Source organism: Cupriavidus sp. FW306-01-F10A, from assembly GCF_058782785.1.
Genome location: NZ_JBYSYA010000004.1, coordinates 238,662 through 261,964 on the forward strand (window position 1 = coordinate 238,662; position 23,303 = coordinate 261,964).

Annotated in this window: 21 protein-coding genes; 6 read left to right on the forward strand and 15 right to left on the reverse strand. The window is 68.8% G+C overall.

The annotated features are described in order from the left end of the window. Window positions 1-3 precede the first annotated feature (3 nt). From AC3WLF_RS08365 to AC3WLF_RS08385, 5 genes are read right to left on the reverse strand one after another with little or no spacing between them, the layout of a single operon-like run. Window positions 4-1,494 carry an efflux transporter outer membrane subunit gene (locus AC3WLF_RS08365; RefSeq protein ID WP_492358075.1) on the reverse strand — a complete coding sequence of 497 codons (1,491 nt, stop codon included), beginning with the start codon at window positions 1,492-1,494 and terminating at the stop codon, window positions 4-6. 11 nt (window positions 1,495-1,505) lie between these two features. Then, window positions 1,506-2,669, reverse strand: coding sequence for an ABC transporter permease (locus AC3WLF_RS08370; protein ID WP_492358076.1), 1,164 nt, complete (start codon window positions 2,667-2,669; stop codon window positions 1,506-1,508). Beyond that, window positions 2,666-3,634 (reverse strand): ABC transporter ATP-binding protein, encoded by a 969-nt coding sequence (locus AC3WLF_RS08375; RefSeq protein ID WP_492358077.1) that lies wholly within the window; start codon window positions 3,632-3,634, stop codon window positions 2,666-2,668. The genes AC3WLF_RS08370 and AC3WLF_RS08375 overlap by 4 nt, the downstream gene beginning before the upstream one ends. Then, a complete protein-coding gene (locus AC3WLF_RS08380; RefSeq protein ID WP_492355841.1) occupies window positions 3,631-4,611 on the reverse strand; it encodes an HlyD family secretion protein in 981 nt (326 codons plus the stop codon). The genes AC3WLF_RS08375 and AC3WLF_RS08380 overlap by 4 nt, the downstream gene beginning before the upstream one ends. Continuing rightward, a complete protein-coding gene (locus AC3WLF_RS08385; RefSeq protein WP_492358078.1) occupies window positions 4,608-5,303 on the reverse strand; it encodes a TetR/AcrR family transcriptional regulator in 696 nt (231 codons plus the stop codon). Before AC3WLF_RS08385 ends, AC3WLF_RS08380 begins: the two co-directional genes overlap by 4 nt. Before the next feature lie 183 nt (window positions 5,304-5,486). Between AC3WLF_RS08385 and AC3WLF_RS08390 the strand changes: the two genes are divergently transcribed. Next, window positions 5,487-6,857, forward strand: coding sequence for a carbohydrate porin (locus AC3WLF_RS08390; protein ID WP_492358079.1), 1,371 nt, complete (start codon window positions 5,487-5,489; stop codon window positions 6,855-6,857). A gap of 15 nt (window positions 6,858-6,872) precedes the next feature. On the opposite strand, the gene queF is transcribed toward AC3WLF_RS08390, so the two are convergent. After that, on the reverse strand, window positions 6,873-7,706 hold the full coding sequence (queF, locus tag AC3WLF_RS08395) for an NADPH-dependent 7-cyano-7-deazaguanine reductase QueF (protein ID WP_492358080.1): 834 nt from the start codon (window positions 7,704-7,706) through the stop codon (window positions 6,873-6,875). Window positions 7,707-7,723: 17 nt separating this feature from the next. Continuing rightward, complete coding sequence (gene ilvA / locus AC3WLF_RS08400) at window positions 7,724-9,262, reverse strand: threonine ammonia-lyase, biosynthetic (RefSeq protein WP_492351993.1); 1,539 nt, start codon at window positions 9,260-9,262, stop codon at window positions 7,724-7,726. Window positions 9,263-9,573: 311 nt separating this feature from the next. Between ilvA and otsB the strand changes: the two genes are divergently transcribed. From otsB to AC3WLF_RS08420, 4 genes are read left to right on the forward strand one after another with little or no spacing between them, the layout of a single operon-like run. Next, entirely contained in the window at window positions 9,574-10,374 is an 801-nt protein-coding gene (gene otsB / locus AC3WLF_RS08405) for a trehalose-phosphatase (RefSeq protein WP_492319013.1), read from the forward strand. 13 nt (window positions 10,375-10,387) lie between these two features. Then, the gene (locus tag AC3WLF_RS08410; protein ID WP_010814429.1) at window positions 10,388-12,253 is read left to right on the forward strand and encodes a glycoside hydrolase family 15 protein; all 1,866 of its coding nucleotides are present in this window, start codon (window positions 10,388-10,390) and stop codon (window positions 12,251-12,253) included. Between the two features lie 48 nt (window positions 12,254-12,301). After that, complete coding sequence (otsA, locus tag AC3WLF_RS08415; protein ID WP_492319014.1) at window positions 12,302-13,693, forward strand: alpha,alpha-trehalose-phosphate synthase (UDP-forming); 1,392 nt, start codon at window positions 12,302-12,304, stop codon at window positions 13,691-13,693. Between the two features lie 35 nt (window positions 13,694-13,728). Further along, window positions 13,729-14,073, forward strand: a complete 345-nt coding sequence (locus tag AC3WLF_RS08420; protein ID WP_492319015.1) for a 4a-hydroxytetrahydrobiopterin dehydratase — start codon at window positions 13,729-13,731, stop codon at window positions 14,071-14,073. Window positions 14,074-14,084: 11 nt separating this feature from the next. On the opposite strand, the gene AC3WLF_RS08425 is transcribed toward AC3WLF_RS08420, so the two are convergent. The 8 genes from AC3WLF_RS08425 to AC3WLF_RS08460 form a co-directional block, all read right to left on the reverse strand. Continuing rightward, complete coding sequence (locus AC3WLF_RS08425; protein ID WP_492319016.1) at window positions 14,085-14,690, reverse strand: nucleotidyltransferase family protein; 606 nt, start codon at window positions 14,688-14,690, stop codon at window positions 14,085-14,087. A 19-nt stretch (window positions 14,691-14,709) separates the two neighbouring features. After that, complete coding sequence (locus AC3WLF_RS08430) at window positions 14,710-15,747, reverse strand: XdhC family protein (protein WP_492358081.1); 1,038 nt, start codon at window positions 15,745-15,747, stop codon at window positions 14,710-14,712. Beyond that, window positions 15,720-16,277 (reverse strand): SRPBCC family protein, encoded by a 558-nt coding sequence (locus tag AC3WLF_RS08435; protein ID WP_010814434.1) that lies wholly within the window; start codon window positions 16,275-16,277, stop codon window positions 15,720-15,722. Before AC3WLF_RS08435 ends, AC3WLF_RS08430 begins: the two co-directional genes overlap by 28 nt. Beyond that, complete coding sequence (locus AC3WLF_RS08440; RefSeq protein WP_492355838.1) at window positions 16,268-17,524, reverse strand: vWA domain-containing protein; 1,257 nt, start codon at window positions 17,522-17,524, stop codon at window positions 16,268-16,270. Before AC3WLF_RS08440 ends, AC3WLF_RS08435 begins: the two co-directional genes overlap by 10 nt. 2 nt (window positions 17,525-17,526) lie before the next feature. Beyond that, on the reverse strand, window positions 17,527-18,423 hold the full coding sequence (locus tag AC3WLF_RS08445) for an AAA family ATPase (RefSeq protein ID WP_010814436.1): 897 nt from the start codon (window positions 18,421-18,423) through the stop codon (window positions 17,527-17,529). Window positions 18,424-18,517: 94 nt separating this feature from the next. After that, the gene (locus AC3WLF_RS08450; RefSeq protein WP_492319021.1) at window positions 18,518-19,318 is read right to left on the reverse strand and encodes an FAD binding domain-containing protein; all 801 of its coding nucleotides are present in this window, start codon (window positions 19,316-19,318) and stop codon (window positions 18,518-18,520) included. A 27-nt stretch (window positions 19,319-19,345) separates the two neighbouring features. Then, window positions 19,346-21,721: a xanthine dehydrogenase family protein molybdopterin-binding subunit gene (locus AC3WLF_RS08455; RefSeq protein ID WP_492358082.1), complete on the reverse strand. Its 2,376-nt coding sequence runs from the start codon at window positions 21,719-21,721 to the stop codon at window positions 19,346-19,348. 12 nt (window positions 21,722-21,733) lie between these two features. Beyond that, window positions 21,734-22,231 carry a (2Fe-2S)-binding protein gene (locus AC3WLF_RS08460; protein WP_492319023.1) on the reverse strand — a complete coding sequence of 166 codons (498 nt, stop codon included), beginning with the start codon at window positions 22,229-22,231 and terminating at the stop codon, window positions 21,734-21,736. A gap of 336 nt (window positions 22,232-22,567) precedes the next feature. On the opposite strand from AC3WLF_RS08460, the gene AC3WLF_RS08465 reads away from it, so the two are divergent. Further along, window positions 22,568-23,146, forward strand: coding sequence for a YqaA family protein (locus AC3WLF_RS08465; RefSeq protein ID WP_011614517.1), 579 nt, complete (start codon window positions 22,568-22,570; stop codon window positions 23,144-23,146). Window positions 23,147-23,303 lie beyond the last annotated feature (157 nt).

The following is a 23,303-nucleotide window of genomic DNA, read 5'->3' on the forward strand; positions in this document are numbered from 1 at the left end:
CCATCACCGCGGCGCTGCCGCCACAGCGCCGCCTTCCTCCTCCCACCACCCGCCCCCCAACGCCTGCAGCAGCGCCGCCGAATCCGCCAGCCGGTCGGCGCGCGCCTGCGCCAGTTCCAGCGACGCCTGGCGCGACTGCCGCTCGGCATCCAGCACCGCCAGCTGGCTGACGCCGCCGAGCCGGTACTGCTCCGACACCACCGCCAGCGTATCGCGCGCCTGCCGCGCGCTGTCGGCGCGTTCGCGCAGCGCGGCGGCATCGGTTTCGAGTGCGCGCAGCGAATCGGCCACGTTCTGCAGGCCCTGCAGCACGGCTTGCCGATACGCGGCCAGCGACTGCTCATAAGCCGCCTCCGCCGCGCGTTTGCGCGCCTGCAGCTCGCCGCCGCGGAATACAGGCTGCACCAGCCCCGCGGCCAGGCTCCATACGTTCAGGCTGCTGAACAGGTCGCGCGCCGCGGTGGCTTGCGTGCCGCCGCTGGCGCTCAGCGTGATCTGCGGATAGAGGTTGGCGGTGGCAACGCCGATATTGGCCGAGGCCTGGTGCAGCAGGGCCTCGGCCGCGCGGATATCGGGACGGCGGCGTGCCAGCGTGGCCGGCAGGCTGACCGGCAGCGTGTCGGGCAGGTGCAGGTCGTCGAGGCGGAATTCGGGCAGCGTGGCCGAGGCTGGGGTCTGGCCCGTGTACACCGCGAGCTGGTGCCGCGTGGCATCGAGCTGGCGTTGCAGGGCCGGAACCAGGGCCTGGGTTTGCGCAAGCTCCGCGCGCTGGCGCTGCACGTCGACGCGCGCGACGCCGCCCGCGCGCAGGCGTTCCTCGGTGATGCCAAGCTGGCGCTGCTGGGCCGCCGCCACGGCGGCGGTATCGGCCAGTTGCGCGCGCAGGCCGGCTTCGCGGATGGCCGCGGTGGCCACGTTGGCGGCCAGCGCCAGGCGCGCGGCTTCCAGTTCATAGCGCTGGTAGTCCACCGCTGCCTGCAGTCCTTCCAGTTCGCGCCGCTGGCCGCCGAACAGGTCGAGCACGTACGACACCTGCACCGTGGCGCCGTACAGCGTGAACGGGCCCGGGCTGGGGATCGCGGTGATGCCCAGGGACTGGAAGTCGACCTGCTGGCGCGTGGTGTTCAGTTTTGCGTCGACGGCGGGCCAGCGCGTCGCGCCGGTGCGCGCGGCCAGGTTCTCCTGCGCCTCGCGCAGCCGGGCGCGCGCCTGCGCCAGCGTCGGGCTGGCATCCAGCGCGCCGCGGATGGTGGCGTCCAGTGCCGGGCTGCGGAACAGTGTCCACCACTGCGCGGGCACGTCGGCGCCGGCGGCCAGGGTTTGCGCGTGGGATTGCCTGCCCGCGTCCGCGGCGTCGGCCGCGACGGTTGCCACCGGCTGCGGGCCCGGCACGTAGCCGGCGTCGTCCGGCGGTGCGGGCGCGCGGAAGTCGGGGCCTACGGCGCAGCCGCACAACAGTGCCGCGGCGGCAAACAGAGGCGTGAGTCGTTGCATGGCCAACCCCTTCAGTCCAGCGTGCGGCGGTAGAAGCGCACCGCAATCGTCATCACCACCACGATGAACAGCGCCATCGGCCACACATTGGGCCATAGCTCGACCCAGCCGTTGCCCTTGAGCAGGATGCCGCGCACCATGCGGTGGAAATACGTCATCGGCAGGATGTTGCCGATGGCCTGCGCCCAGCCAGGCATGCCGGCGAACGGGAACATGAAGCCGGACAGCAGGATGTTGGGCAGGAAGTAGAAGAACGTCAGCTGCATCGCCTGCAGCTGGTTCTGCGCCAGCGACGACAGCGTGATGCCTACCGTCAGGTTGGCCGCGATAAACAGCAGCGCCGCCAGGTACACCGCCAGCACCGAGCCGACGAACGGCACGCTGAAGATCCAGCGCGCGGCCAGCAGCACGATGGTCGACTGGATCAGGCCGATGAAGATATAGGGCACGATCTTGCCGGTCATCACCTCGAGCGGCCGCACCGGCGTGGCCAGCAGGTTCTCCATGGTGCCGCGCTCGCGTTCGCGCGTCATGGCCAGGCCGGTCATCATCACCATGGTCATCGTCAGGATCACGCCCATCAGGCCGGGAATGATGTTGTATTGCGTGATGCCTTCCGGGTTGTAGAGCCGCTGCACCTGCACGTCGAAGGGCGGCTTGCCGCCGGCCAACGGCGCCAGCGATCCGTTCAGGTCATGCGCGGCCACGCGGTAGGGCAGCTGCGGCAGCGCGGCGATGGCCTGGCCGGTGGCGGAGGGATCGGTGGCATCGGCCTCGACCAGCAGCGCGGGCCGTTCGCCGCGCAGCAGACGGCGCGTGAAGTCGGGCGGGATGGTCAGCACGAACTGCACCTCGCCCTTCATCAGCGCCTCGCGCCCGGCCTGTTCGTCCGGCAGCGTGCCGACCAGCTTGAAGTAGGTGGACTGCTCCATGCTGGCGATGAACGAGCGCGTGAATTCGCTCTGGTCGGCGGCGATCACCGCGGTCGGCAGGTGGCGCGGATCGGTGTTGATGGCAAAGCCGAACAGCAGCAGCTGCATGATCGGCAGCCCGATGATCATGCCGAAGGTGACGCGGTCGCGCCGCAGCTGCAGGAATTCCTTGAGCACGATGCTCCACCAGCGTTGCAACGAGAAGCGCTGTTGCGCGGCCGGCTTGCGGGCGGCGGCTGTCATGACGCCTCCCTGGCCTTGCGGACAGCCATATTGTCTTCGGCCCCGCTCATCATGTGGATGAACACGTCTTCCAGGCTGGTCTGGGTTTGCTCGACGCGCCGGCCCGGTCCCGCCAGCCGCGCAAGCGTATCGGCCAGCGCCTGCGCATCGCGCCCGGTCACATGCAGCGCGGTGCCGAAGGCCACGGTCTGCTCCACGCCCGGCGCACCCTGCAACTGCTCGGACAGCGCGGCGAGGTCGTCGCCTTCCACGCTCCAGGTCGACAGCTTCTGGCTGGCCACCACTTCATCGGCGGTGCCCTGCGCCAGCAGCTTGCCGTAGGCGATATAGGCCAGCTTGTGGCAGCGCTCGGCCTCGTCCATGTAGTGCGTGCTGACCAGCACCGAGATGCCGCGCGCGGCCAGCTGGTGCAGCTGCTCCCAGAAGTCGCGCCGGGCCTTGGGGTCCACGCCCGCGGTGGGTTCGTCGAGCAGCAGCAGCTCGGGCTCGTGCAGCAGGCACGCCGCCAGCGCCAGCCGCTGCTTCCAGCCGCCAGACAGCGCGCCGGCCAGCTGCGCCGAGCGCGTGGCCAGGCCCAGGTCTTCCAGCGCGCGGTCGACCGCCTCGCGCCGGTTCGGCATGCCGTAGACGCGCGCGACAAAGTCCAGGTTCTCGCGGATCGACAGGTCGTCCCAGTAGGAGAACTTCTGCGTCATATAGCCGACGCGGCGCTTGATCTCGTCGGACTCGCTGCGGATGTCGTAGCCCAGGCAGGTGCCCTCGCCGGAATCGGGCGTCAGCAGCCCGCACATCATGCGGATCGAGGTGGTCTTGCCGCTGCCGTTGGGGCCGAGGAAGCCGAAGATCTCGCCGCGCGCGACCTGCATGCTGAGGTCGTTGACCACGTGCTTGTCGCCGAAGTGCTTGTTCAGGCCGCGCACGTCGATGGCGAGTTCGCTTGCGCTGCCGTTGATTGTCGTGTTCATTGCCGCACCACTTCAACGGGCTGGCCCGGCCGCAGCCTGGGCGCATCGGCCGCCGCCGGGCGCGCTTCGACCAGGAACACCAGCTTGCGCCGCGTCTCGTTGCTGTAAATCACCGGCGGCGTGTATTCGGCCTCGTTGGCGACGTAGCTGATGGTGGCCGCCACCGGCGCGGCGCAGCCGTCGCAGCGCACCTGCACCGCCTGGCCGTTGCGCAGCGCGCCCACCACGGTCTCCGGCACATAGAAGCGCACCTTGACGTTGCCCGGCGGCAGCATGCGCACCACCGGGCTGCCCGCCGGCACCCATTCGCCGAGGCGGTAGGGCGTGTCGTAGACCAGCCCCGCCTGGGTCGCGGCAACGGTCTTGCGCGACAGCTTCCACTCGGCCTGCGCCAGCGCCGCGCGCGCGGCGGCCACCTGCGCGGCCTGCGCGGCTTGCTGCGCATCCCGGCCCGGCAGCCGGGCCACGTCGATATCGCGCTGCAGTTCGCGCACACGTGCGGCGTCGCTGCTGGCTTGCGCGCGCGATTCGTCCAGCTGCGCTTGCGCGATGCCGCCGATCTCATACTGGCGCTGGTCGCGCCGCAAGGCCGCGGCACTGCGCTGCGCCTGGGCCTGTGCCTGCGCCAGCTGGGCGCGGCTGACCTCGACTTCGACCGGGCGCTTGCCGGTCTTCAGGTCTTGCAGCTGTGCCTCGGCCGCGCGCAGCTGGTCTTCGGCCTGCTGGCGCGCGGCGCGCTCGTCGTCGGATTCGAGGGCAAACAGCGCGGCGCCCTGGCCGACCTGCTGGCCGCGCTGCACCGACAGCGTGTCGAGGCGCCCGGCGAACGGCGAGGCCACGCTGACGAATTCGCCTTCGACATAGCCTTGCCAGGTGTCGGCGCGCTCACGGCTGCAAGCGGCGACCAGCAGCACCGCCGCAAGCACGGCAAGCACCGCTGCCGGCAGTTGCGGGCTGGTGGGGAGGGCGTGGTTCATGATGGCTCCGGAGAAGGCCTGGACTTGCCGGCGTCGGGCGCCGGCGCCAGCCCGTGCGTCAGCAGCGCGGATACGTGGCGCACCAGCGTGTCGGTATCGACCGCTTCGCCGCCGGGCAGCCGGCGCCAGATATGGGTGGTGGCCAGCGGCAGCAGCGTCAGGCCGATCAGCGACGGCATCACCAGCGCCGGCTCCAGTCCGCTATTGAGCTGCCCGCGCGCGATCGCGGCCGCCAGCGGCGCGCTCAGTGCACCGGCGCGCTGCAGCGCGAAGCGGTCCAGCACGCGCTCGCGCAGGGCGCCGTCGGCACTGGCGACTTCGCGGATCCACAGCCCGGGAAACCAGGGCGTGGCGGCCGCGGTGCGGATCAGCTGGCCGGCGATGCCGATCAGCATGGCCATCGGCTCGGCATCCCCGGCGGCAGCGAAGACGCTGGCCACCAGCGGCTGCAGCTTTTCCTCGACCACGGCGTCCAGCAGCAATTCGCGGTCGCTGAAGTAGTAATGGACCAGCGCCGGCGTTACGCCGGCCTGGGTGGCAATCGCCTTGACCGGGGTGCCGGCCACGCCCTGGCGCGAGAACAGGTCGGTGGCCGCATCGAGGATGCGTTCGCGCTGGCCGGGCTGGCCGGCCGCAGGACGACCGGGGCTGCGGCCGGCGGAGGGTTTCGGTTTGGCGGGCGGGCGCGGCATGGGCAAACGGATGCAAGCGGTCTCCAGTGAATATTAATTTTTGCGTTAATTAATTCAAGGACGGTTACAACGTCGGCCTTCCGGCACACCCTTTGGCAGGTAGACATGTCATGGGCGCTTGGCTATGCTGCGGGCGCCGGAGCGCGCCGTCTCGGGCACTTCCCTTGCCGATCGCCTCTGCCGATGCCGTTTCCGCCACTTGCCACCGCTCCCGTTCGTCTCCGTTTTCGTCGTGTGCTGGCCGCGCTGGCCTGTTGTGCGTGCCTGCCAGCGATGGCGCAGCAAGCGGAGCCGGTGCAAGGCCCGGCTGAAGCGGAGAGCCCGTTCGCCTTTCACGGCCAGAGCACCTACATCTGGCAGCGCAAGCCATCATTCGGCGCGGCCTACTCCGGCCCCAACAGCCTGGGTACCGAACGAGCCAAGAGCTACTCGTTCAGCGCGACGCTGGATCTGGGACTGAAGCTGTGGCAAGGCGCGGAGTTCCACTTCAACCCGGAGGCCACGCAAGGCGTGCCGTTTGCCGGCCTGCACGGCCTGGGCGGCTTGTCCAACGGTGAACTGGGCAAGGCCGCCAGCACCAATCCGGTGTTCTACCGCGCGCGCGCGTTCGTGCGGCAGACCTGGGGCCTGGGCGGCCGCAGCGAGGCACTGGAAGCGGATTTCAACCAGTTTGCGCGCACGGTCGACCAGCAGCGCGTGGTGCTGACGGCGGGCAACTTTGGCGTGCTGGATGTCTTCGACCAGAACGAGTTCGGCTCGGACCCGCGCACGCAATTCATGAACTGGTCGTTCATGACGCATGGCGCCTTCGACTATCCGGCCGATGCACGCGGCTATAGCTGGGGCCTGTCGCTGGAATACATCGGCGACGGCTGGTCGGCGCGCATCGGGCGCTTCCTGCAGCCGCTGGAATCCAACGGGCTGCGGCTCGACACCCGCATGTTCGAGCACTACGGCGACATCATCGAAGTGGAGAAGCGCTACCAGCTCGCTGGCCGGCCCGGCACCGCGCGGCTGCTGTGGTTCCGCAACAAGGCGCGCATGGGCGCGTTCAGCGATGCCATCGGCTTCGGCATGGCCAACAACACCACCCCGGACGTCGCCGACGTGCGCCGCGAGCACGCCAAGAGCGGCGTGGGCGTGACACTGCTGCAGCAGGTCACCGATTCACTGGGGATGTTCGCGCGCGCCAGCCTGTCCGACGACAAGACCGAGACCTACGCCTTCACGGAAATCGGCCGCCAGGTGTCGGCCGGCGGCGTGCTGAAGGGCGATGCGTGGGGACGGGCGCGCGATGCGCTGGGCGTGGCGGTGGCCATCAACATGCTGGGCCCAAACCACCGCAACTACCTGGCCGCGGGCGGGCAGGGCGCGTTCCTGGGCGACGGTGCGCTGCGCTACGGGCCCGAGCAGATCCTGGAGATCTACTACAGCTTCCAGCCGGTGAAGTACCTGAGCATCAGCCCCGACTTCCAGTACGTGCGCAACCCGGGCTACAACCGCGACCGCGGGCCGGTGAAGTTCTACGGGGTGCGGTTTCACGGGGAGTTCTGATCCTCCCCGCCTGCCTCACTGCCGCGCGTTGCGCTTGTTATCCGGCCACGCCGTATTGAAGTTGGTCCGGAACGGATTGATATCCAACCCGCCCCTACGCGTATAGCGCGCATACACCGCCAGCTTGACCGGCTTGCACTCGCGCATCACGTCCATGAAGATCCGCTCCACGCACTGCTCGTGGAACTCGTTGTGGTTGCGGAACGAGATCAGGTACTTGAGCAACCCTTCCTGGTTGATCGGCGCACCCACGTAGCGGATCTGCACGCTGCCCCAGTCCGGCTGGCCGGTGACCAGGCAGTTGGACTTCAGCAAATGCGACACCAGCGTTTCTTCAACCGGGGCTTCTTCCTGGTCCGCGCTGAGCAGATCGGGCGCGGGCTCATAGCGGTCCACCTCGATATCGAGCCGGTCCAGCAGCAGGCCGTCGAGCTCGCCCATCTTCTGCTTGCCCAGGTCCGCTTCAGTCACCAGCCGCACCTGCACGGTGCCGCCGGTGGCTTCGGACAGGTCGTGGTGCAGCAGCTGCTGCAGCGCCTCGGGTGAAGCAATCCTGGTCTGGTTGAACGAGTTCAGGTACAGCTTGAACGACTTGGACTCGATGATATTGGGCGTGTCCGACGGGATGATGAAGCTGGCCAGCGCCACCTGCGGCTTGCCCTTCAGGTTCAGCCACGACAGCTCGTACGCATTCCAGATATCGACGCCGAAGAACGGCACCGGCTTGCCTTCGGGCAGGCCGATCTCGGTGCGCTTGGGCTGGCGCGGGATCGGGAACAGCAGCGAGGCGTCGTATTCGGTCTTGTAGGCCGAGGGCTTGCCCAGCGGCGAGTGTTCAGGGAGGCTCATGGGGCGCTCAGCAGGTGTCAGGACAGGAACAGCTTGTACACCGGGTTGTCGGTCTCGTCCCAGTGTACGTAACCCAGCGTCGAAAGGAAGGCGCGGAAGGCGCGCTTCTCGTTCTTCGGCACCTGGATGCCGACCAGGATGTTGGAGGTATCCGCACCCTGGTTGCGGTAGTGGAACAGGCTGATATTCCAGTTCGGGCTCATGCTGGACAGGAACCGCATCAGCGCGCCCGGCCGCTCGGGGAACTCGAAGCGGTACAGCAGCTCGTCATGCGCCAGCGCCGAGCGCCCGCCCACCATGTAGCGGATATGCTGCTTGGCCAGCTCGTCGTTGGACAGGTCCAGCGTGTCGAAGCCGTGCTTGCGGAAGCTGGCCGCGATCTTGTCGTTCTCGGCGCGGCTGGCGATCTGCACGCCGACGAAGATATGCGCCATGCTGGTATCGGCGATGCGGTAGTTGAACTCGGTCACGCTGCGCGTGCCCACCAGCTCGCAGAAGCGCTTGAAGCTGCCGCGCTCCTCGGGGATGGTCACGGCGAACACGGCTTCGCGCGCCTCGCCCACCTCGGCGCGCTCGGCGACAAAGCGCAGGCGGTCGAAGTTCATGTTGGCGCCGCAGGCGATCGCCACCAGGTGCTGGCCCTTGAGCTTCTCGCGCTCGGCATAGGCCTTCAGGCCTGCCACGGCCAGCGCGCCGGCCGGCTCCAGGATGCTGCGGGTGTCCTGGAACACGTCCTTCAGGCCCGCGCAGATGGCGTCGGTATCCACCAGGATGATGTCATCGACCAGCTCGCGCGTGATGCGAAAGGTCTCCTTGCCGACCAGCTTGACCGCGGTGCCGTCCGAGAACAGTCCCACTTCCTTCAGCTCGACGCGCTTGCCGGCGTCGACCGAGCGCTTCATCGCGTCAGAGTCCACCGTCTGCACGCCGATCACCTTGATCTCGGGGCGCACCGCCTTGATGTACGAGGCGATGCCAGAGATCAGCCCGCCGCCGCCAATGGCGACGAACACGGCATGGATCGGGCCCGGGTGCTGGCGCAGGATCTCCATGGCGATGGTGCCCTGGCCGGCGATGACCTCGGGATCGTCGAACGGATGGATGAAGGTCAGCTTGTGCTTCTTCTCCAGCTCCGCAGCGTGGTTGTAGGCGTCGCTGTAGGACTCGCCGTGCAGCACGATTTCCACCCACTGGCCGCCGCGTTCGCGCACCGCGTCGATCTTCACCTGCGGCGTGGTGACCGGCATGGCGATGATGGCCTTGCACTGCAGGCGCGCCGCGGACAGCGCCACGCCCTGCGCGTGGTTGCCGGCCGAGGCGGCGATCACGCCGCGCTTGAGCTCTTCCTGCGTCAGCGAGGCCATCTTGTTGTATGCGCCGCGCAGCTTGAAGGAGAAGACCGGCTGGGTGTCCTCGCGCTTGAACCAGACTGCATTGCCGGTGCGCGCCGACAATTGGTGCGCGTAGGTCAGTTCGGTCTCCTGCGCCACGTCGTAGACCTTGGCGGTCAGGATCTTCTTCAGGTAATCGGGTCGGGCGGCGGACGTGCGGGTCATGGTCTCGGGGCGGGCCGTGGGGCGGCGCAAAAAAAGGCGGAAATTCTGGCGGAAACCGTCAATGATAAAGGATGGCGGCGACTTCCACCCGGCCCGGGCGACGCTCCCGCCGCCCGCGGCGGGCGGCCCGGGCCGCGCGGAGGTCGCTCTTCGTGTGGATGACGGTGCACTCATGCGGGGCGCGGCGAGCCACGCGGGGCGGGGCCGCAGACGCTTGGCCCTGGACTTGCGTCGAGGCCAGGTTGCGTGCGCGCCATGTAGGACGGCGTCCGGTGGACGCCGGTCAAAACGACGTGTTACGGTGTAACGCGATGCCACAACTACCGCTAATCGAACCCAATACCGCCCTGTTTCTCGACTTCGACGGCACCCTGGCCGACCTGGCCCCGCGCCCGGAACTGGTGCAGGTCGAACCGGAACTGGTCGGCACGCTGCACACGCTATTCGAGCGTCTGGACGGCGCGCTGGCCGTCATCTCCGGGCGGCCGATCTCTGAACTCGACCACTTCCTGCAGCCCCTGCGGCTGCCGGCCGCCGGCGTGCATGGTGCTGAATTCCGCACCGACGGCGGCATGGTGTCAAAGACTTCCGCCCCCGGCCTGGAACCGCTGATCCCCCACCTGGAAGCGCTGGTGCGCGCCTATCCCGCCCTGCGGCTGGAGCGCAAGTCCGTTGCCGTCGCCATCCACTACCGCCAGGCGCCTGAACTGGCCGGCGTGGTCGATGCCGCGGTCACCGAGGTGCTGCGCCATGCCGTCGGACTGGAGGCGCTGCCCGGCAAGATGGTGGTCGAGATCAAGCCGGCCGGCGTCGACAAGGGCGACGCCATTGCCGCATTCATGAAATCCGCGCCCTTCGCCGAGCGCGTGCCGCTTTTTGCCGGCGACGACCTGACCGACGAGCCGGGCTTTGCCGCTGTGCGCAAGCTTGGCGGGCTGGGCGTGCTGGTGGGCCAGCGCGAGACCGTGGCCAGCGTCAGCGTGCCCGGACCGGCCGCGCTGCGCAGCTGGCTGCACCGCTCGGCCCGAGCGCTGGAAGGCGCCGGCGGCGAGCCGCGCGCCGTGCCGAATGAGGCCGAGCCAGGCCCGGCCCGGCGCACAACGACATCCTGAGGGAGGTATCGCTGTGACCAATCCGAGCAGCCCGAGCGAACCGGGCCAGCCGCCGACCGAAGGCGTGCACAAGACCGTGGACGGCGGCAGCCGCTTTGCCAATCCGTCGTTGTCGCTTGGCATGATCGGCAACTGCGCCATCTCCGCGCTGGTGGACTGCCGCGCGCGCATTGTCTGGTCGTGCCTGCCGCGCTTCGATGGCGACCCGGTGTTCAACGCCCTGCTGGACCCGAGCGAGAACGCCGGCCATTTCTCGATCGAGATCGAGGACTTCCAGTCGTCGCGGCAATGGTATGAGCCCAATACCGCGGTGCTGCGCACGCGGCTGACGGACATCCACGGCAACTGCCTGGAAATCACCGACTTTGCGCCGCGCTTCTTCCGGCTCGGGCGCTATTTCCGCCCGACCACGCTGGTCCGGCGCATCCGCCCGGTGCGCGGCGCGCCGCGCGTGCGCGTGGTGGTGGCGCCGCGCTTCGAGTGGGGCCGCAAGGCGCCGCAGACGACGCGCGGCAGCAGCCACGTGCGCTATATCGGCGACGACATGACCCTGCGCATGACCACCGACGCGCCGATGGCCTATGTGCTGTCGCATACGCCGTTCCTGGTCACGCGCGGGTACAACTTCATCCTCGGCCCGGACGAGACCCTCGCGCACGGCGTGGAAGAAACCGCGCGTGACTTCGAGCAGGAGACCACCGCCTACTGGCGCCTGTGGAGCCGCCGCCTGGCGGTGCCGCGCGAATGGCAGGACGCGGTGATCCGCGCGGCCATCACGCTGAAGATGTCGCTGTTCGAAGAGACCGGCGCCATCGTCGCGGCGATGACCACCAGCATCCCCGAGGCGCCGGGCAGCGGCCGCAACTGGGACTACCGCTTCTGCTGGCTGCGCGACGCCTTCTTCGTGGTGCGCGCGCTCAACAGCCTGTCCGAGGTCGGCACCATGGAGGACTACCTGCGCTGGCTGTCCAACGTGGTGATGCAGTCGCAGGACGGGCATATCCAGCCGCTGTACGGCATCGGCCTTGAGCGCGAGCTGCCTGAAAGCATGCTCGACCATCTGCCCGGCTACCGCGGCATGGGCCCGGTGCGCGTGGGCAACCAGGCGCAGGAGCACTTCCAGCACGACGTCTACGGCAACGTGGTGCTGGGCGCGGCCCAGGCCTTCCATGACCACCGGCTGCTGCACCGCGGCGGCCCCGCTGAATTCCGCCGGCTGGAAGAGGTCGGCGAACAGGCAGTGAAAGTGTTCGGCACGCCCGATGCCGGCATGTGGGAGCTGCGCACGCGGGCGCGCGTGCATACGTCGTCGGCGCTGATGAGCTGGGCCGCCTGCGACCGTCTGGCCAAGGTTGCCGACAAGCTCCAGTTGCAGGCGCGTGCCGCCTACTGGCACGACCATGCCGAGCGCATGAAGGAGCGCATCCTGGCCGAATCCTGGAGCGAGGAGCGCCAGGCCTTTGCCGAGAGCTTCGGCGGGCGCGAGCTGGATGCCAGCGTGCTGCTGATGGCCGAAGTCAATTTCATCGAGCCGCGCGATCCGCGCTTCATCGCCACCGTCAAGGCGCTGGAGGCATCGCTGTGCGACGGACCCTATATGCGCCGCTACGAGGCGCCCGACGATTTCGGCAAGCCCGAGACCGCGTTCAACATCTGCACGTTCTGGCGCATCGATGCCCTCGCGCGCATCGGCCGGCGCGAGGAAGCGCGCGAGATCTTCGAGTCGATGCTGGCCTCGCGCAATCCGCTGGGGCTGCTGTCCGAGGATACCCATCCGGTGACCGGCGAGATGTGGGGCAATTTCCCGCAGACGTATTCGATGGTCGGGCTGATCAATGGCGCGATGCGGCTGTCGGCGCCGTGGGACACGGTGATCTGAACCGCCTGCGCCCACGGCAACCAGAACAGAGGACTCCAAGAACAACATATGCCAAGACTTGTAGCGGTATCCAACCGGGTCGCCGACCCCCGCAACGTGGCGGCGGGCGGCCTCGCCGTCGCGCTTTCCGAAGCCCTGCGCCAGACCGGCGGCATGTGGTTCGGCTGGAGCGGCAAGGCACTGGAAACCGCCCAGGGCGGCACGCCCGGTGAAGGCGACCTGCACCTGCAGCAGGCCGGCAACGTGACGCTGGCCACCGTCGACCTGAGCCGCGAGGACCACGACGCCTACTACCTGGGCTACAGCAACGGCGTGCTGTGGCCGGTGTTCCACTACCGGCTGGACCTGGCGGACTTCGACTCCAATTTCCTGAACGGATACCGGCGCGTGAACCAGCTGTTCGCGCGCAAGCTGGCGCCGCTGCTGCAGCCCGATGACATCATCTGGATCCATGACTACCACCTGATCCCGCTGGCGTCAGAGCTGCGCGCCATCGGCTGCGGGCAGAAGATCGGCTTTTTCCTGCATGTGCCGCTGCCGCCGCCGCTGATCCTGGCCGCCATCCCGCAGCACGAGTGGCTGATGCGCGCGCTGTTCGCCTACGACCTGCTCGGCTTCCAGAGCCATGCGGATGTCGAGCACTTCTCGCGCTATGTGCAGGCCGAAGCGCAGGCCGAGCCGATGGGCGAGCACCGCTACCGCGCCTTCCACCGCACGGTGCGGGCGCAGGCCTTTCCGATCGGTATCGACGTGGACGAGTTCATGGAGCTGGGCCGCGGCGCGGACGCGCAGGAAACCTACGAGATGATGTGCGCGCAGTACGCGCGCCGCAGGCTGCTGCTTGGCATCGACCGGCTCGACTATTCCAAGGGCCTGCCGCATCGGCTCAAGGCGTTCTACCGGTTGCTGGCCGAGTACCCGGAGAACCGCTCGAGCGCAACGCTGGTGCAGATCGCCGCGCCCTCGCGCGAGTCGGTCGATGCCTACGTTGACCTGCGCCGCGAGATGGAGCAGTTGAGCGGCTCCATCAACGGCGAGTTCGGCGAGCTGGACTGGATGCCGGTGCGCTATATCCACCGCACCACCGCGCGCAAGCGGCTGCCCGGCCTGTGCCGCGCCAGCCGCGTGGCGCTGGTGACGCCGCTGCGCGACGGCATGAACCTGGTGGCCAAGGAGTTCATCGCCGCGCAGGACCCGGAGGACCCGGGGGTGCTGGTGCTGTCGCGCTTTGCCGGCGCCGCCGAGCAACTGCGCGAGGCGCTGCTGGTCAATCCGTACGACACCCGTGCCACCGCGCAGGCGATCCAGCAGGCGCTGCACATGCCGCTGGCCGAGCGCCAGCAGCGGCACCGGAAATTGCTGGAGCGCATCCGCGCGCAGGATGTGCACTGGTGGAGCAGCGAGTTCCTGCGCGCACTGACTGAGACCGAAGGGGCCTGAGGCGCGGGCTGTTCTTCCGGTCGGGGAGCATGACCATGAGCGAAGACCTGGCAGCGCAATCGTGCACGCCTTGCCGTGGCGGGGTGCCGCCGCTGGCGCCGGCTGAAGCCGAGGCGTTATTGCAGCAGGCGCCGGGGTGGGAGCTGGTCGATAGCGCGACGCGGCTCGAACGGCGTTTCACCTTCGGCAATTTCGCGCAGGCGCTGGCGTTCGTGAACGGCGTCGGGCAACTGGCCGAGGCGCAGGGGCATCATCCCGAGATCAGCTTTGGCTGGGGGCATGCCACAGTGTCGTGGCGGACCAAGAAGATCAAGGGCTTGCACCGGAATGATTTCATCATGGCGGTGAAGACGAGCGAGTTGGCGGAGGGGATCGGGTGAGGTTGGTGGGGTCACTTCAGATCCCCGGGCGTATCAATATCCCGAAACGCCCCTTCATCCTCGGTCAGGATCCGCGTCACAGGCTTGTCCTTCAGCAACGCCCGCGCCCCCTCATCCCCATCCAGCTTCAGCAATTCCTCGCGCCAGGCCGCGCCAAAACCCACCGGATGCCCACGTTGCCCGTTGCGCCAAGGGGCGGCGATGGTGTCCGGCGTGGTGATCGTCAACGCCACCGCCCGGATCAGCTCCATCGGCAGCCAGGGCATGTCCGCCAGCGCCACCACCCAGCCGCGCGCTTCGGGCGTGGCGGCCACGGCAGCTCGCAGGGCTGCGCCCATGCCGGCCTCGGCGTCGGGCGACTCCAGCACGCGGCAGCCGCCGCGGCGCAGTTCCTCCGCCAGTGCCGGGTTGCCCGGACGAATGACGGCGATCGATTCCGGCAGCGCCGCGGCCAGCGTGCGCGCGCTGCGCCAGGCCACGGAGCGGCCGCCGGGCAGCACCTCCAGCAGCTTGTTGCGTTTGCCGGCGGCGTCGAAGCGGCGGCCGTAGCCTGCGGCCAGCAGGATGCCGGTGGGCAGGTCGGTGCGGAGCAGGGGAGCGTTGGGGGCGGCAGTCATGGCGGCACTCGCGAGGTCGTCAGGTGGGATCGGGCGCGACGTCGCAGCTGCTGCTGGTGCCGGCAGCCATCTCGCGTGCGGCCTTGGCGCCTTCCACCTGCAGGATGTCGGGCAGCGATACGTGGTTCCTGGCCGCGATCACCTCGGCCAGGATCGAGATGGCGATCTCGGGCGGCGTGCGGCTGCCGATGTAGATGCCCACGGGGCCATGCAGCCGCGCCAGCTGCAGCCCGGTCAGGTCGAATTCCTTGAGCCGTTCGCGGCGCGCCTGGTTGTTGCGGCGCGAACCCAGCGCGCCTACGTAGAAGGCCCGGGTGCGCAGCGCTTCCATCAGCGCCAGGTCGTCCAGCTTGGGGTCGTGCGTGAGCGCGATCACGGCGCAGCGCTCGTCCAGCTTCATGTCGGTGACGGTGTCGTCCGGCATGGTGCGCACCATGGTCACGCCGGGGATGTCCCAGGTCTCGGTGTATTCCTCGCGCGGGTCGCACACGGTGACCTGGAAGCCCAGGCCCACGGCGATCTGGCACAGGTACTTGGACAGCTGCCCGGCGCCGATCACCAGCATGCGGTAGCGCGGGCCGTGGATGGTCAGCAGGGTCTTGCCGTCGAACACCAGGCCGTCGGTGGCGTTGGCCGGGCCCAGCGTGGCGGTGCCGGTGGCCATGTCGAGGGTGCGCGCGACCAGGCGGCCGTTCTCAACGGCATCGAGCAGCTCGGCGATGCCGCTGGCCGGGGTCAGCGGTTCGGTCACCAGCTCGATGGTGCCGCCGCACGGCAGCCCGAAGCGGTGGGCTTCCTCGGCGCTGATGCCGTACTTGATCGCTTCCGGGTGGTCGGCGGTGATGCCCTGCCGGCGCACGCGGTCGATGATGTCGTCCTCGATGCAGCCGCCCGAGACCGAGCCCACCACCAGGCCGTCGTCGCGCACGGCCAGCATCGCGCCTTCGGGCCGGGGCGACGAGCCCCAGGTCCGCACTACCGTGACCAGCAGCACGCGATGGCCTTGCTGCTGCCACTGCACACTGTTCTTCAGGACTTCGAGATCCACGCTGTCCATGATCGTTTCCGCTTCGGTTCCTCTGTTGGTTCATTGTCGCCGGCGGCTGCGGCGGGGGCGCCCTCGGCCGCTGGCGTGTCGTCGGTGGCGTCAGGGGTGACGGCCTCGGTGAAGCGCGCAAAGAAGGTGTCTGCCATCTTGCGCGCCGCGGCGTCCACCAGCCGCGAGCCGATCTGTGCGATCTTGCCCCCCACGTGGGCGTTGACGGTGTAGGTCAGCACGGTCTCGTCACCGTCTGCTTCCAGCCGGACCTGGGCGCTGCCCTTGCCGAATCCCGCCGCGCCACCCTGGCCATCGAAACGGATGGTGTAGCTGTCGGGGGCCTGGATGTCTTCCAGTGCCATGCGGCCCTTGAAGCGCGCCTTGACCGGGCCCACCGCGGCCGTCAGGGCCAGCTGGTAGGCGTTGTCGCCGTCGGGCTCGATACTCTCACATCCCGGGATGCAGTGCTTGAGCAGCTCGGTGTCGTTGAGCGCTTCCCATGCCACCTGCTGCGGGACCGGCAGGCGCTGGCTCTGGTTCATTTCCATGGCGGGGCTTCCTTGTTGTGCCTGGCGAGGGCAGGGGTGGCGGCCCGGGGCGGGCCGCCATGGTCGGACAGCAGCGTCTCGAGCGCCAGCAGGCTGTCCAGGTTATGGGCCGGGCGCAGTGCGTCCACGTGCGGCAGGATGGCTTGCACGCCACGCGCCTGCGGGGTGAAGCCGGGGTAGCGCAGCAGCGGGTTGAGCCAGACGATGCGGTGCGCAAAGCGGCGCAGCCGTGCCATTTCGTCGCCGAGCAGGTCGATATGCTCGTGGTCCAGGCCGTCGGTGACCAGCAGTACGGTGGCGCGCCCGGACAGCGTGCGCCGCGCCCAATGGCGGTTGAAGCTGGCCAGCGCCGCGCCGATGCGGGTGCCGCCGGCCCAGTCGCGCACCTGGCCGGTGATCAGCGCGACGGCCTCGTCGGGGTCGCGTTCGCGCAGCGAGCGCGTGATGTTGGTCAGCCGCGTGCCGAACAGGAATACCGACAGCCGCTCGCGCGACTGCATCAGCGCATGGCAGAAGTACAGCACCGCGCGCGAGTACTGGCTCATCGAGCCGGAGATGTCGAGCAGCAGCACCACCGGCGGCTTGCGCTCGGCGTGCTTGCGGAATTTCCAGCGCAGCCACTCGCCATGCTGGCGCACCGCCAGGCGCGCGCTGGCGCGCAGGTCGGCATGGGTGCCGCAAGTGGCGGCGCGCAGGCGGCGGGTGCGCTGCAAGGCCAGGTGGGCGCGGCGCGTGCGCACCAGGTGCTGCAGCGCGCGCCATTCCTGCGCGGTCAGGGTTTCAAAGTCGCGCTGCGCCAGGCGTTCCTGGTCGGAGAAGGTCAGCGGCACATGGATGCGCTCGGCTTCGGCCTGTGCCGGGCGTGACTGCGCTTCGGGCTGGCGCGCGGCCAGGGCATCGGCAAGCCGGTTGCTGCGTTTCGGTGGCGGCGCGCCGCTGTCGACGCGCGGCAGCAGCAGCGCCCGCAGCTTGCCTTCCCAGTCGGGATCGCGCCAGAACAGGTCGAAGGCGGCATCGAACAGCGGGCGCTGGTCGGGGCCGGAAAGCACCAGCGCCGCCAGCGCGGCACGTACCTCGTCGCGCTGGCCGATATCGACATGGCGCAGCGCCTGCAAGGCATCGACCGCATGGGCCGGCGACAGCGCGAAGCCGCCGTCGCGCAACAGCCGCATGAAGTGCGTGACGTTGCGCGCCAGCACCGGCAGGGCCGGTGCGGCGGGCCGTGCGGCGGCATGCAGCGTGGCCACGGTCAGCCTCCCGGCGTGGCACCCGCCAGCAGCTCGGCCACGGTGGGGCCGTCCACGCGCGCCAGGTCGTCCTGGTACTTGAGCAGCACGCCCAGCGTGTCGCGCACGGATTGCGGATCGAGCTCGGTCGCGCCCAGCGCGGACAGCGCGCGGCACCAGTCGATGGCCTCGGCGATGCCCGGCGCCTTGAACAGGTCGATGCCGCGCAGCCGGTGGATAAAGTCGATGGCCTGGGCCTGCAGCGCCGCGGCGGCCTCGGGGGCGCGCGCGGCCACGATCTGCAGTTCGCGGTCGCGCTCGGGGTAGCCCATCCACTGGTACAGGCAGCGGCGCTTGAGGGCGTCGTGGACTTCGCGGGTGCGGTTGGAGGTGATCACGATCAGCGGCGGACGCTCGGCGCGGATCACCCCGATCTCGGGGATCGACACCTGGAATTCGGACAGCACCTCCAGCAGGAAGGCCTCGAAGGGCTCGTCGGCGCGGTCGATCTCGTCGATCAGCAGCACGCGCGGCACGTCCGGCGCGGCGGGATCGGGCAGCAGGGATTCCAGCAGCGGGCGCTTGAGCAGGTAGTCATCGTGGTACAGCGACTGCGCCTCGGGCCGCTCGCCGCGCGCCTCGGCCAGGCGCAGCGCCATGATCTGGCGCGGGTAGTCCCATTCGTACAGCGCGCTGGCGGCATCCAGCCCTTCATAGCATTGCAGCCGCAGCAGCCGCGTGCCGAGCACGCCCGCCATCGCTTGCGCCATGGCGGTCTTGCCGACGCCGGGCTCGCCTTCCAGGAACAGCGGCCGCTGCATGCGCAGGGCGAGATAGAGCACCGTGGCGGTCTCGCGGTCGGCGAAGTATTGCTGGCGTTCCAGCTGGGCGATGGTGTCGTCGATGGAGGTGGGAAGCATGAGCAATCTTGTGTGCCGATGCGGAAATACGCCGGCGGTTTGCGCCCCTCTCCCGCCGTGCGGGAGAGGGGAGACAACATGCGGCGGCGAAGCGCTACCCCTTCGCCGCCGCCTCCACTGCCCTTGCCGCCAGCACCGGGATCAAATGCGCCCGGTACTCCGCCGACGCATGCAGGTCGGCATTCAGCGTCGACGCATCGACCTTCACCCCACGCGCCGCCTGCGCGGTGAAGCCGGCCGACAGCGCCTGCTCCAGCGGCTGGCAGCGGAACACGCTGTCGGCCGCGCCTGTCACCGCCACGCGCACCGTGTTGCCGGTGCGCGCCACCATCACGCCCACCAGCGCGAAGCGCGAGGCCGGGTTGCGGAACTTGGCGTAGGCCGCCTGCTCCGGGATCGGGAAGCGCACCGCGGTGATCAGCTCGTCCGGTTCCAGCGCGGTTTCATAGAGACCCTTGAAGAAGTCGTCGGCGGCGATGGTGCGGCGGTCGGTGACCACGGTCGCCCCCAGCCCCAGCACAGCGGCGGGATAGTCGGCGGCGGGATCGTCATTGGCGAGCGCGCCGCCGATGGTGCCCATGGCGCGCACCTGGCGGTCGCCGATGCCGCCGGCCAGTGCCGCCAGCGCCGGGATGCGCCGGCGCACCTCGGCATGCTCGGCGACGTCGGCATGGCGCGCGGCGGCGCCGACCACGATCTCATTGCCTTCGACGCGGATCTCGGCCATGCCGGGAATACGCGCCACGTCGACCAGCACGGAGGGCGCGGCCAGCCGCAGCTTCATCGCGGCCAGCAGGCTCTGGCCGCCGCCGAGGAACTTGGCGTCGGGATCGGCCTTGAGCGTGGCCACGGCCGCCTTGGCATCCGCGGCGCGTTCAAAATTGAATGCGTACATGTCGGTTTCCTTTGCGGTGTGCGTGGATCACGGCCGGGCGGCCTGGATGGCCTGCCAGACCCGGTGCGGCGTGGCGGGCATCTGGATGTCCTTCACGCCCAGCGGGCTGAGCGCATCCACCAGCGCGTTGATGAACGCCGGCGGCGAGCCGATCGCGCCGGCCTCGCCGCAGCCCTTCACGCCCAGCGGGTTGTGGGTGCAGGGCGTGCCGGTGGCGGTCTCGACGGTGAAGTCGGGCAGGTCGCCGGCGCGCGGCATGGCGTAGTCCATGTATGAGCCGGTCAGCAACTGGCCGCTGTCGTTGTCGTAGACGCACTGCTCCAGCATGGCCTGGCCCAGCCCCTGGCCGATGCCGCCATGGACCTGGCCTTCGACGATCATCGGGTTGATGATGTTGCCGAAGTCGTCCACCGCGGAGAACTTGACCACCTGCGACTCGCCGGTATCGGGATCGACCTCCACCTCGCACACATAGGCGCCGGACGGGTAGGTGAAGTTGGTGGGGTCGTAGAACGCGTTTTCGTTCAGGCCCGGCTCCAGCTTGTCGAGCGGATAGTTGTGCGGCACGTAGGCGGAAAGCGCGACTTCGCCGAAAGTCTTGGTGCGGTCGGTGCCGGCCACGCGGAACACGCCGTCGCTGAATTCGATGTCGGTGTCGGCGGCTTCCAGCAGGTGCGCGGCGATCTTCTTGGCCTTGGCCTCGATCTTGTCGAGCGCCTTGACGATGGCCGAGCCGCCCACCGCCAGCGAGCGCGAGCCATAGGTGCCCATGCCGAACGGCACCCGGCCGGTGTCGCCGTGCACGATCTCGACCTGGTCCAGCTGCAGCCCGAGCCGGTCGGCGACCACCTGCGCAAAGGTGGTCTCGTGTCCCTGGCCATGGCTGTGCGAGCCGGTGAACACGGTCACGGTGCCGGTCGGGTGCACGCGGATCTCGCCCGCTTCGAACAGCCCCGCACGCGCGCCCAGCGCGCCGGCGATGTTGGACGGCGCCAGTCCGCAGGCCTCGATGTAGCAGGAGTAGCCCAAGCCGCGCAGCTTGCCGCGCTGCTTCGCTTCATCACGCCGGGCCGGGAAGCCCTTGACGTCGGCCAGCTCCTGCGCGCGTGCCAGGCAGGGCTCGTAGTCGCCGGTGTCGTAGGTCAGGCCGACTGGCGTGGCGTGCGGGAACTGGCGGATAAAGTTCTTGCGGCGCAGCTCGGCCGGGTCGATCTTCATCTCGTGCGCGGCGGTTTCGACCAGGCGCTCGACCACATAGGTGGCCTCGGGTCGTCCGGCGCCGCGGTAGGCATCCACCGGCGCGGTGTTGGTGAACACCGCCTGCACCTCGGCGTAGATCGCGGGCGTCGCGTACTGGCCCGCCAGCAGCGTCGCATACAGGATGGTCGGCACGCAGCTGGCGAAGGTCGACAGGTAGGCGCCCATGTTGGCGGTGGTATGCACGCGCATCGCCAGGAACTTGCCGTCGGCGTCGAGCGCCAGCTCGGCCCTGGTCACATGGTCGCGCCCGTGCGCATCGGTGAGGAAGGATTCGGAACGGTCCGCGGTCCACTTGACCGGCCGCCCGATCTTCCTGGAAGCCCAGGTCAGCGCCACATCTTCCGGGTACAGGAAGATCTTGGAGCCGAAGCCGCCACCCACGTCGGGCGCGATGATGCGCAGGCGCGATTCGGGCAGCCCCAGCACGAACGCGCCCATCAGCAGCCGCTCGACGTGCGGGTTCTGGCTGGCCACGTAGACGGTGTAGCTGTCGTCGTGGCGCGTGTAGCTGGCGTTGACCGCGCGCGGCTCGATCGCGTTGGGGATCAGCCGGTTGTTGACGATGTCCAGCGTGGTCACGTGCGCGGCCTTGGCAAAGGCGGCGTCGGTGGCGGCCTTGTCGCCGTGGCCCCAGGTGTAGCAGGTGTTGGCGGGAACGTCGTCATGCACCAGGGTGGACGCCTTGGCGGCATCCGCGGCGCTGACCACGGCGGGCAGTTCTTCATAGTCGACGTCGATCTTCTCTGCCGCGTCGCGCGCCTGCTGCAGGGTCTCGGCGATGACCAGCGCGACCTGGTCGCCGACGTGGCGCACCTTGTCGTGGGCAATCACCGGGTGCGGCGGCTCCTTCATCGGCGTGCCGTCGATGCTGTGGATCAGCCAGCCGCAGGGCAGGCCGCCGACCTTGTCGGCCGCCAGCTCGTCGCCGGTCAGCACGGCGATCACGCCGGGCGCGGCCAGGGCCTCGGTCTTGTCGATCGAGCGGATGCGCGCATGCGCATGCGGCGAGCGCAGGAAGTACGCGTAGCTTTGCTGCGGCAGCACGACGTCGTCCGTGTACTGGCCGTTGCCGGTCAGGAAGCGGTAGTCTTCCTTGCGCTTGACCGGCGCGCCTACCAGGCGCTGGCTTTCGGGTGCGTTCATGGCCGGTCCCCCTTATTCAGCGCTGGCGGCGGTGCCCTGCATGGCCGCCTGGCCCTGCTGCACTGCGCGCACGATGTTGTGGTAGCCCGTGCAGCGGCACAGGTTGCCTTCCAGGTGGGCGCGGATGGTGGCGGCGTCGGCGCCCGGATGTTCCTGCACCAGCGCGGTGGCGCTCATCACCATGCCGGGCGTGCAGAAGCCGCATTGCAGGCCGTGGCATTCACGGAAGGCTTCCTGCATCGGGTGCAGGCCGTTGCCGGCCTTGTCGCCGGCGAGGCCTTCGATGGTGGTCACGGCGGCGCCGTCGGCCTGGACCGCGAGGATATTGCACGACTTGACCGCCCGGCCATCCAGGTGGACCGTGCAGGCGCCGCACTGCGCGGTGTCGCAGCCGACGTGGGTGCCGGTCAGGCGCAATTGTTCGCGCAGGAACTGGACCAGGAGGGTGTTGGGTTCTACCTGCGCGTCAACGGGCTTGCCGTTGACCGTCAGGCGGATCGGAATCGCCATGCTTGTCTCCATGTGGGGTGGACGCGCATGACCAATTGCCCGAAATCCCGAAAGAACTGCGCGGGACTGGCCACGACGCGGTACTGCCGCTTAAGACGGCTATAGGACGGCTAATTCGTGATATTGGTGCTGCCGCTACAACTGCTGTAGGTGCGCCAGCGCACGCGGCGAGCGGCTTCAATGCTGGCGCGAATGCTGCGGCCGGCGAACGATTGGCCGCAACAGGCTCTAACAGTTAATCACAAATCGTGGGGCGCTGCCATGTGGTTTGCCCGCGCCCCGTTCGGGGCACAGCAGCTAGAATGAGCCGCGCCCACTGGCACCTGCCCCCCTTACATGGAAGCTTTCTTCGACTGGCTGTTCGAAACCATTGCCCTGCCCAAGGTGGGCCTGCCCGCGATCTTTGTGGTCAGCCTGATCTCGGCCACGCTGCTGCCGCTGGGCTCGGAGCCGGCGGTGTTCGGCTACGTCAAGCTCAACCCGCAGATGTTCTGGCCGGCGATCGTGGTGGCCACTGCCGGCAACACCGTGGGCGGCGCCATCGACTGGTGGCTGGGCTATGCCGCCAAGCTGGCGCTGGTGCGCTACCACAAGCGGCGCCGGGCGCGCGAGCACGACCGTGAGCACCTGGAGCACCGCGAGCACGCGCGCAAACCGCCCAAGCCCAAGCTCGACGCGCGCTACTTCCGGTGGATGCGCCGGCTTGGGCCGCCTACGCTGCTGTTCTCGTGGTTGCCCGGCATTGGTGATCCTTTGTGCACTTTAGCCGGCTGGCTGCGCCTGTCCTTCTGGCCCAGCCTGGCCTGGATGGCGGTCGGCAAGTTCATCCGCTACCTGTTCATGACCGCCAGCCTGCTTTGGATCCCGGACAGTTTTTGGCAGAACATTGCGCAAACGTTCAAGGCCTGGTTCTGATCCGGTGCGCTGCAGGCACCACCATGGGGCGCAATTGCCAGGCCAGAAAGCCGCCTAATCCCTTGTTCCGACAAGGATTCCTCTATGTTGCGGTGCAGCGAAAGCAGGGGTTGAAGTACAATCGCCCTTTAATGAACGATTCGCGCACAGTCCCCGT

Excerpts from the sequence above, each read along its gene's own strand:
- AC3WLF_RS08365 (WP_492358075.1), bottom strand. The coding sequence starts at position 1,494 with ATGCAACGACTCACGCCTCTGTTTGCCGCCGCGGCACTGTTGTGCGGC.
- AC3WLF_RS08370 (WP_492358076.1), bottom strand. The coding sequence starts at position 2,669 with ATGACAGCCGCCGCCCGCAAGCCGGCCGCGCAACAGCGCTTCTCGTTG.
- AC3WLF_RS08375 (WP_492358077.1), bottom strand. The coding sequence starts at position 3,634 with ATGAACACGACAATCAACGGCAGCGCAAGCGAACTCGCCATCGACGTG.
- AC3WLF_RS08380 (WP_492355841.1), bottom strand. The coding sequence starts at position 4,611 with ATGAACCACGCCCTCCCCACCAGCCCGCAACTGCCGGCAGCGGTGCTT.
- AC3WLF_RS08385 (WP_492358078.1), bottom strand. The coding sequence starts at position 5,303 with ATGCCGCGCCCGCCCGCCAAACCGAAACCCTCCGCCGGCCGCAGCCCC.
- AC3WLF_RS08390 (WP_492358079.1), top strand. The coding sequence starts at position 5,487 with ATGCCGTTTCCGCCACTTGCCACCGCTCCCGTTCGTCTCCGTTTTCGT.
- queF (WP_492358080.1), bottom strand. The coding sequence starts at position 7,706 with ATGAGCCTCCCTGAACACTCGCCGCTGGGCAAGCCCTCGGCCTACAAG.
- ilvA (WP_492351993.1), bottom strand. The coding sequence starts at position 9,262 with ATGACCCGCACGTCCGCCGCCCGACCCGATTACCTGAAGAAGATCCTG.
- otsB (WP_492319013.1), top strand. The coding sequence starts at position 9,574 with ATGCCACAACTACCGCTAATCGAACCCAATACCGCCCTGTTTCTCGAC.
- otsA (WP_492319014.1), top strand. The coding sequence starts at position 12,302 with ATGCCAAGACTTGTAGCGGTATCCAACCGGGTCGCCGACCCCCGCAAC.
- AC3WLF_RS08420 (WP_492319015.1), top strand. The coding sequence starts at position 13,729 with ATGAGCGAAGACCTGGCAGCGCAATCGTGCACGCCTTGCCGTGGCGGG.
- AC3WLF_RS08425 (WP_492319016.1), bottom strand. The coding sequence starts at position 14,690 with ATGACTGCCGCCCCCAACGCTCCCCTGCTCCGCACCGACCTGCCCACC.
- AC3WLF_RS08430 (WP_492358081.1), bottom strand. The coding sequence starts at position 15,747 with ATGGACAGCGTGGATCTCGAAGTCCTGAAGAACAGTGTGCAGTGGCAG.
- AC3WLF_RS08435 (WP_010814434.1), bottom strand. The coding sequence starts at position 16,277 with ATGGAAATGAACCAGAGCCAGCGCCTGCCGGTCCCGCAGCAGGTGGCA.
- AC3WLF_RS08445 (WP_010814436.1), bottom strand. The coding sequence starts at position 18,423 with ATGCTTCCCACCTCCATCGACGACACCATCGCCCAGCTGGAACGCCAG.
- AC3WLF_RS08450 (WP_492319021.1), bottom strand. The coding sequence starts at position 19,318 with ATGTACGCATTCAATTTTGAACGCGCCGCGGATGCCAAGGCGGCCGTG.
- AC3WLF_RS08455 (WP_492358082.1), bottom strand. The coding sequence starts at position 21,721 with ATGAACGCACCCGAAAGCCAGCGCCTGGTAGGCGCGCCGGTCAAGCGC.
- AC3WLF_RS08460 (WP_492319023.1), bottom strand. The coding sequence starts at position 22,231 with ATGGCGATTCCGATCCGCCTGACGGTCAACGGCAAGCCCGTTGACGCG.
- AC3WLF_RS08465 (WP_011614517.1), top strand. The coding sequence starts at position 22,568 with ATGGAAGCTTTCTTCGACTGGCTGTTCGAAACCATTGCCCTGCCCAAG.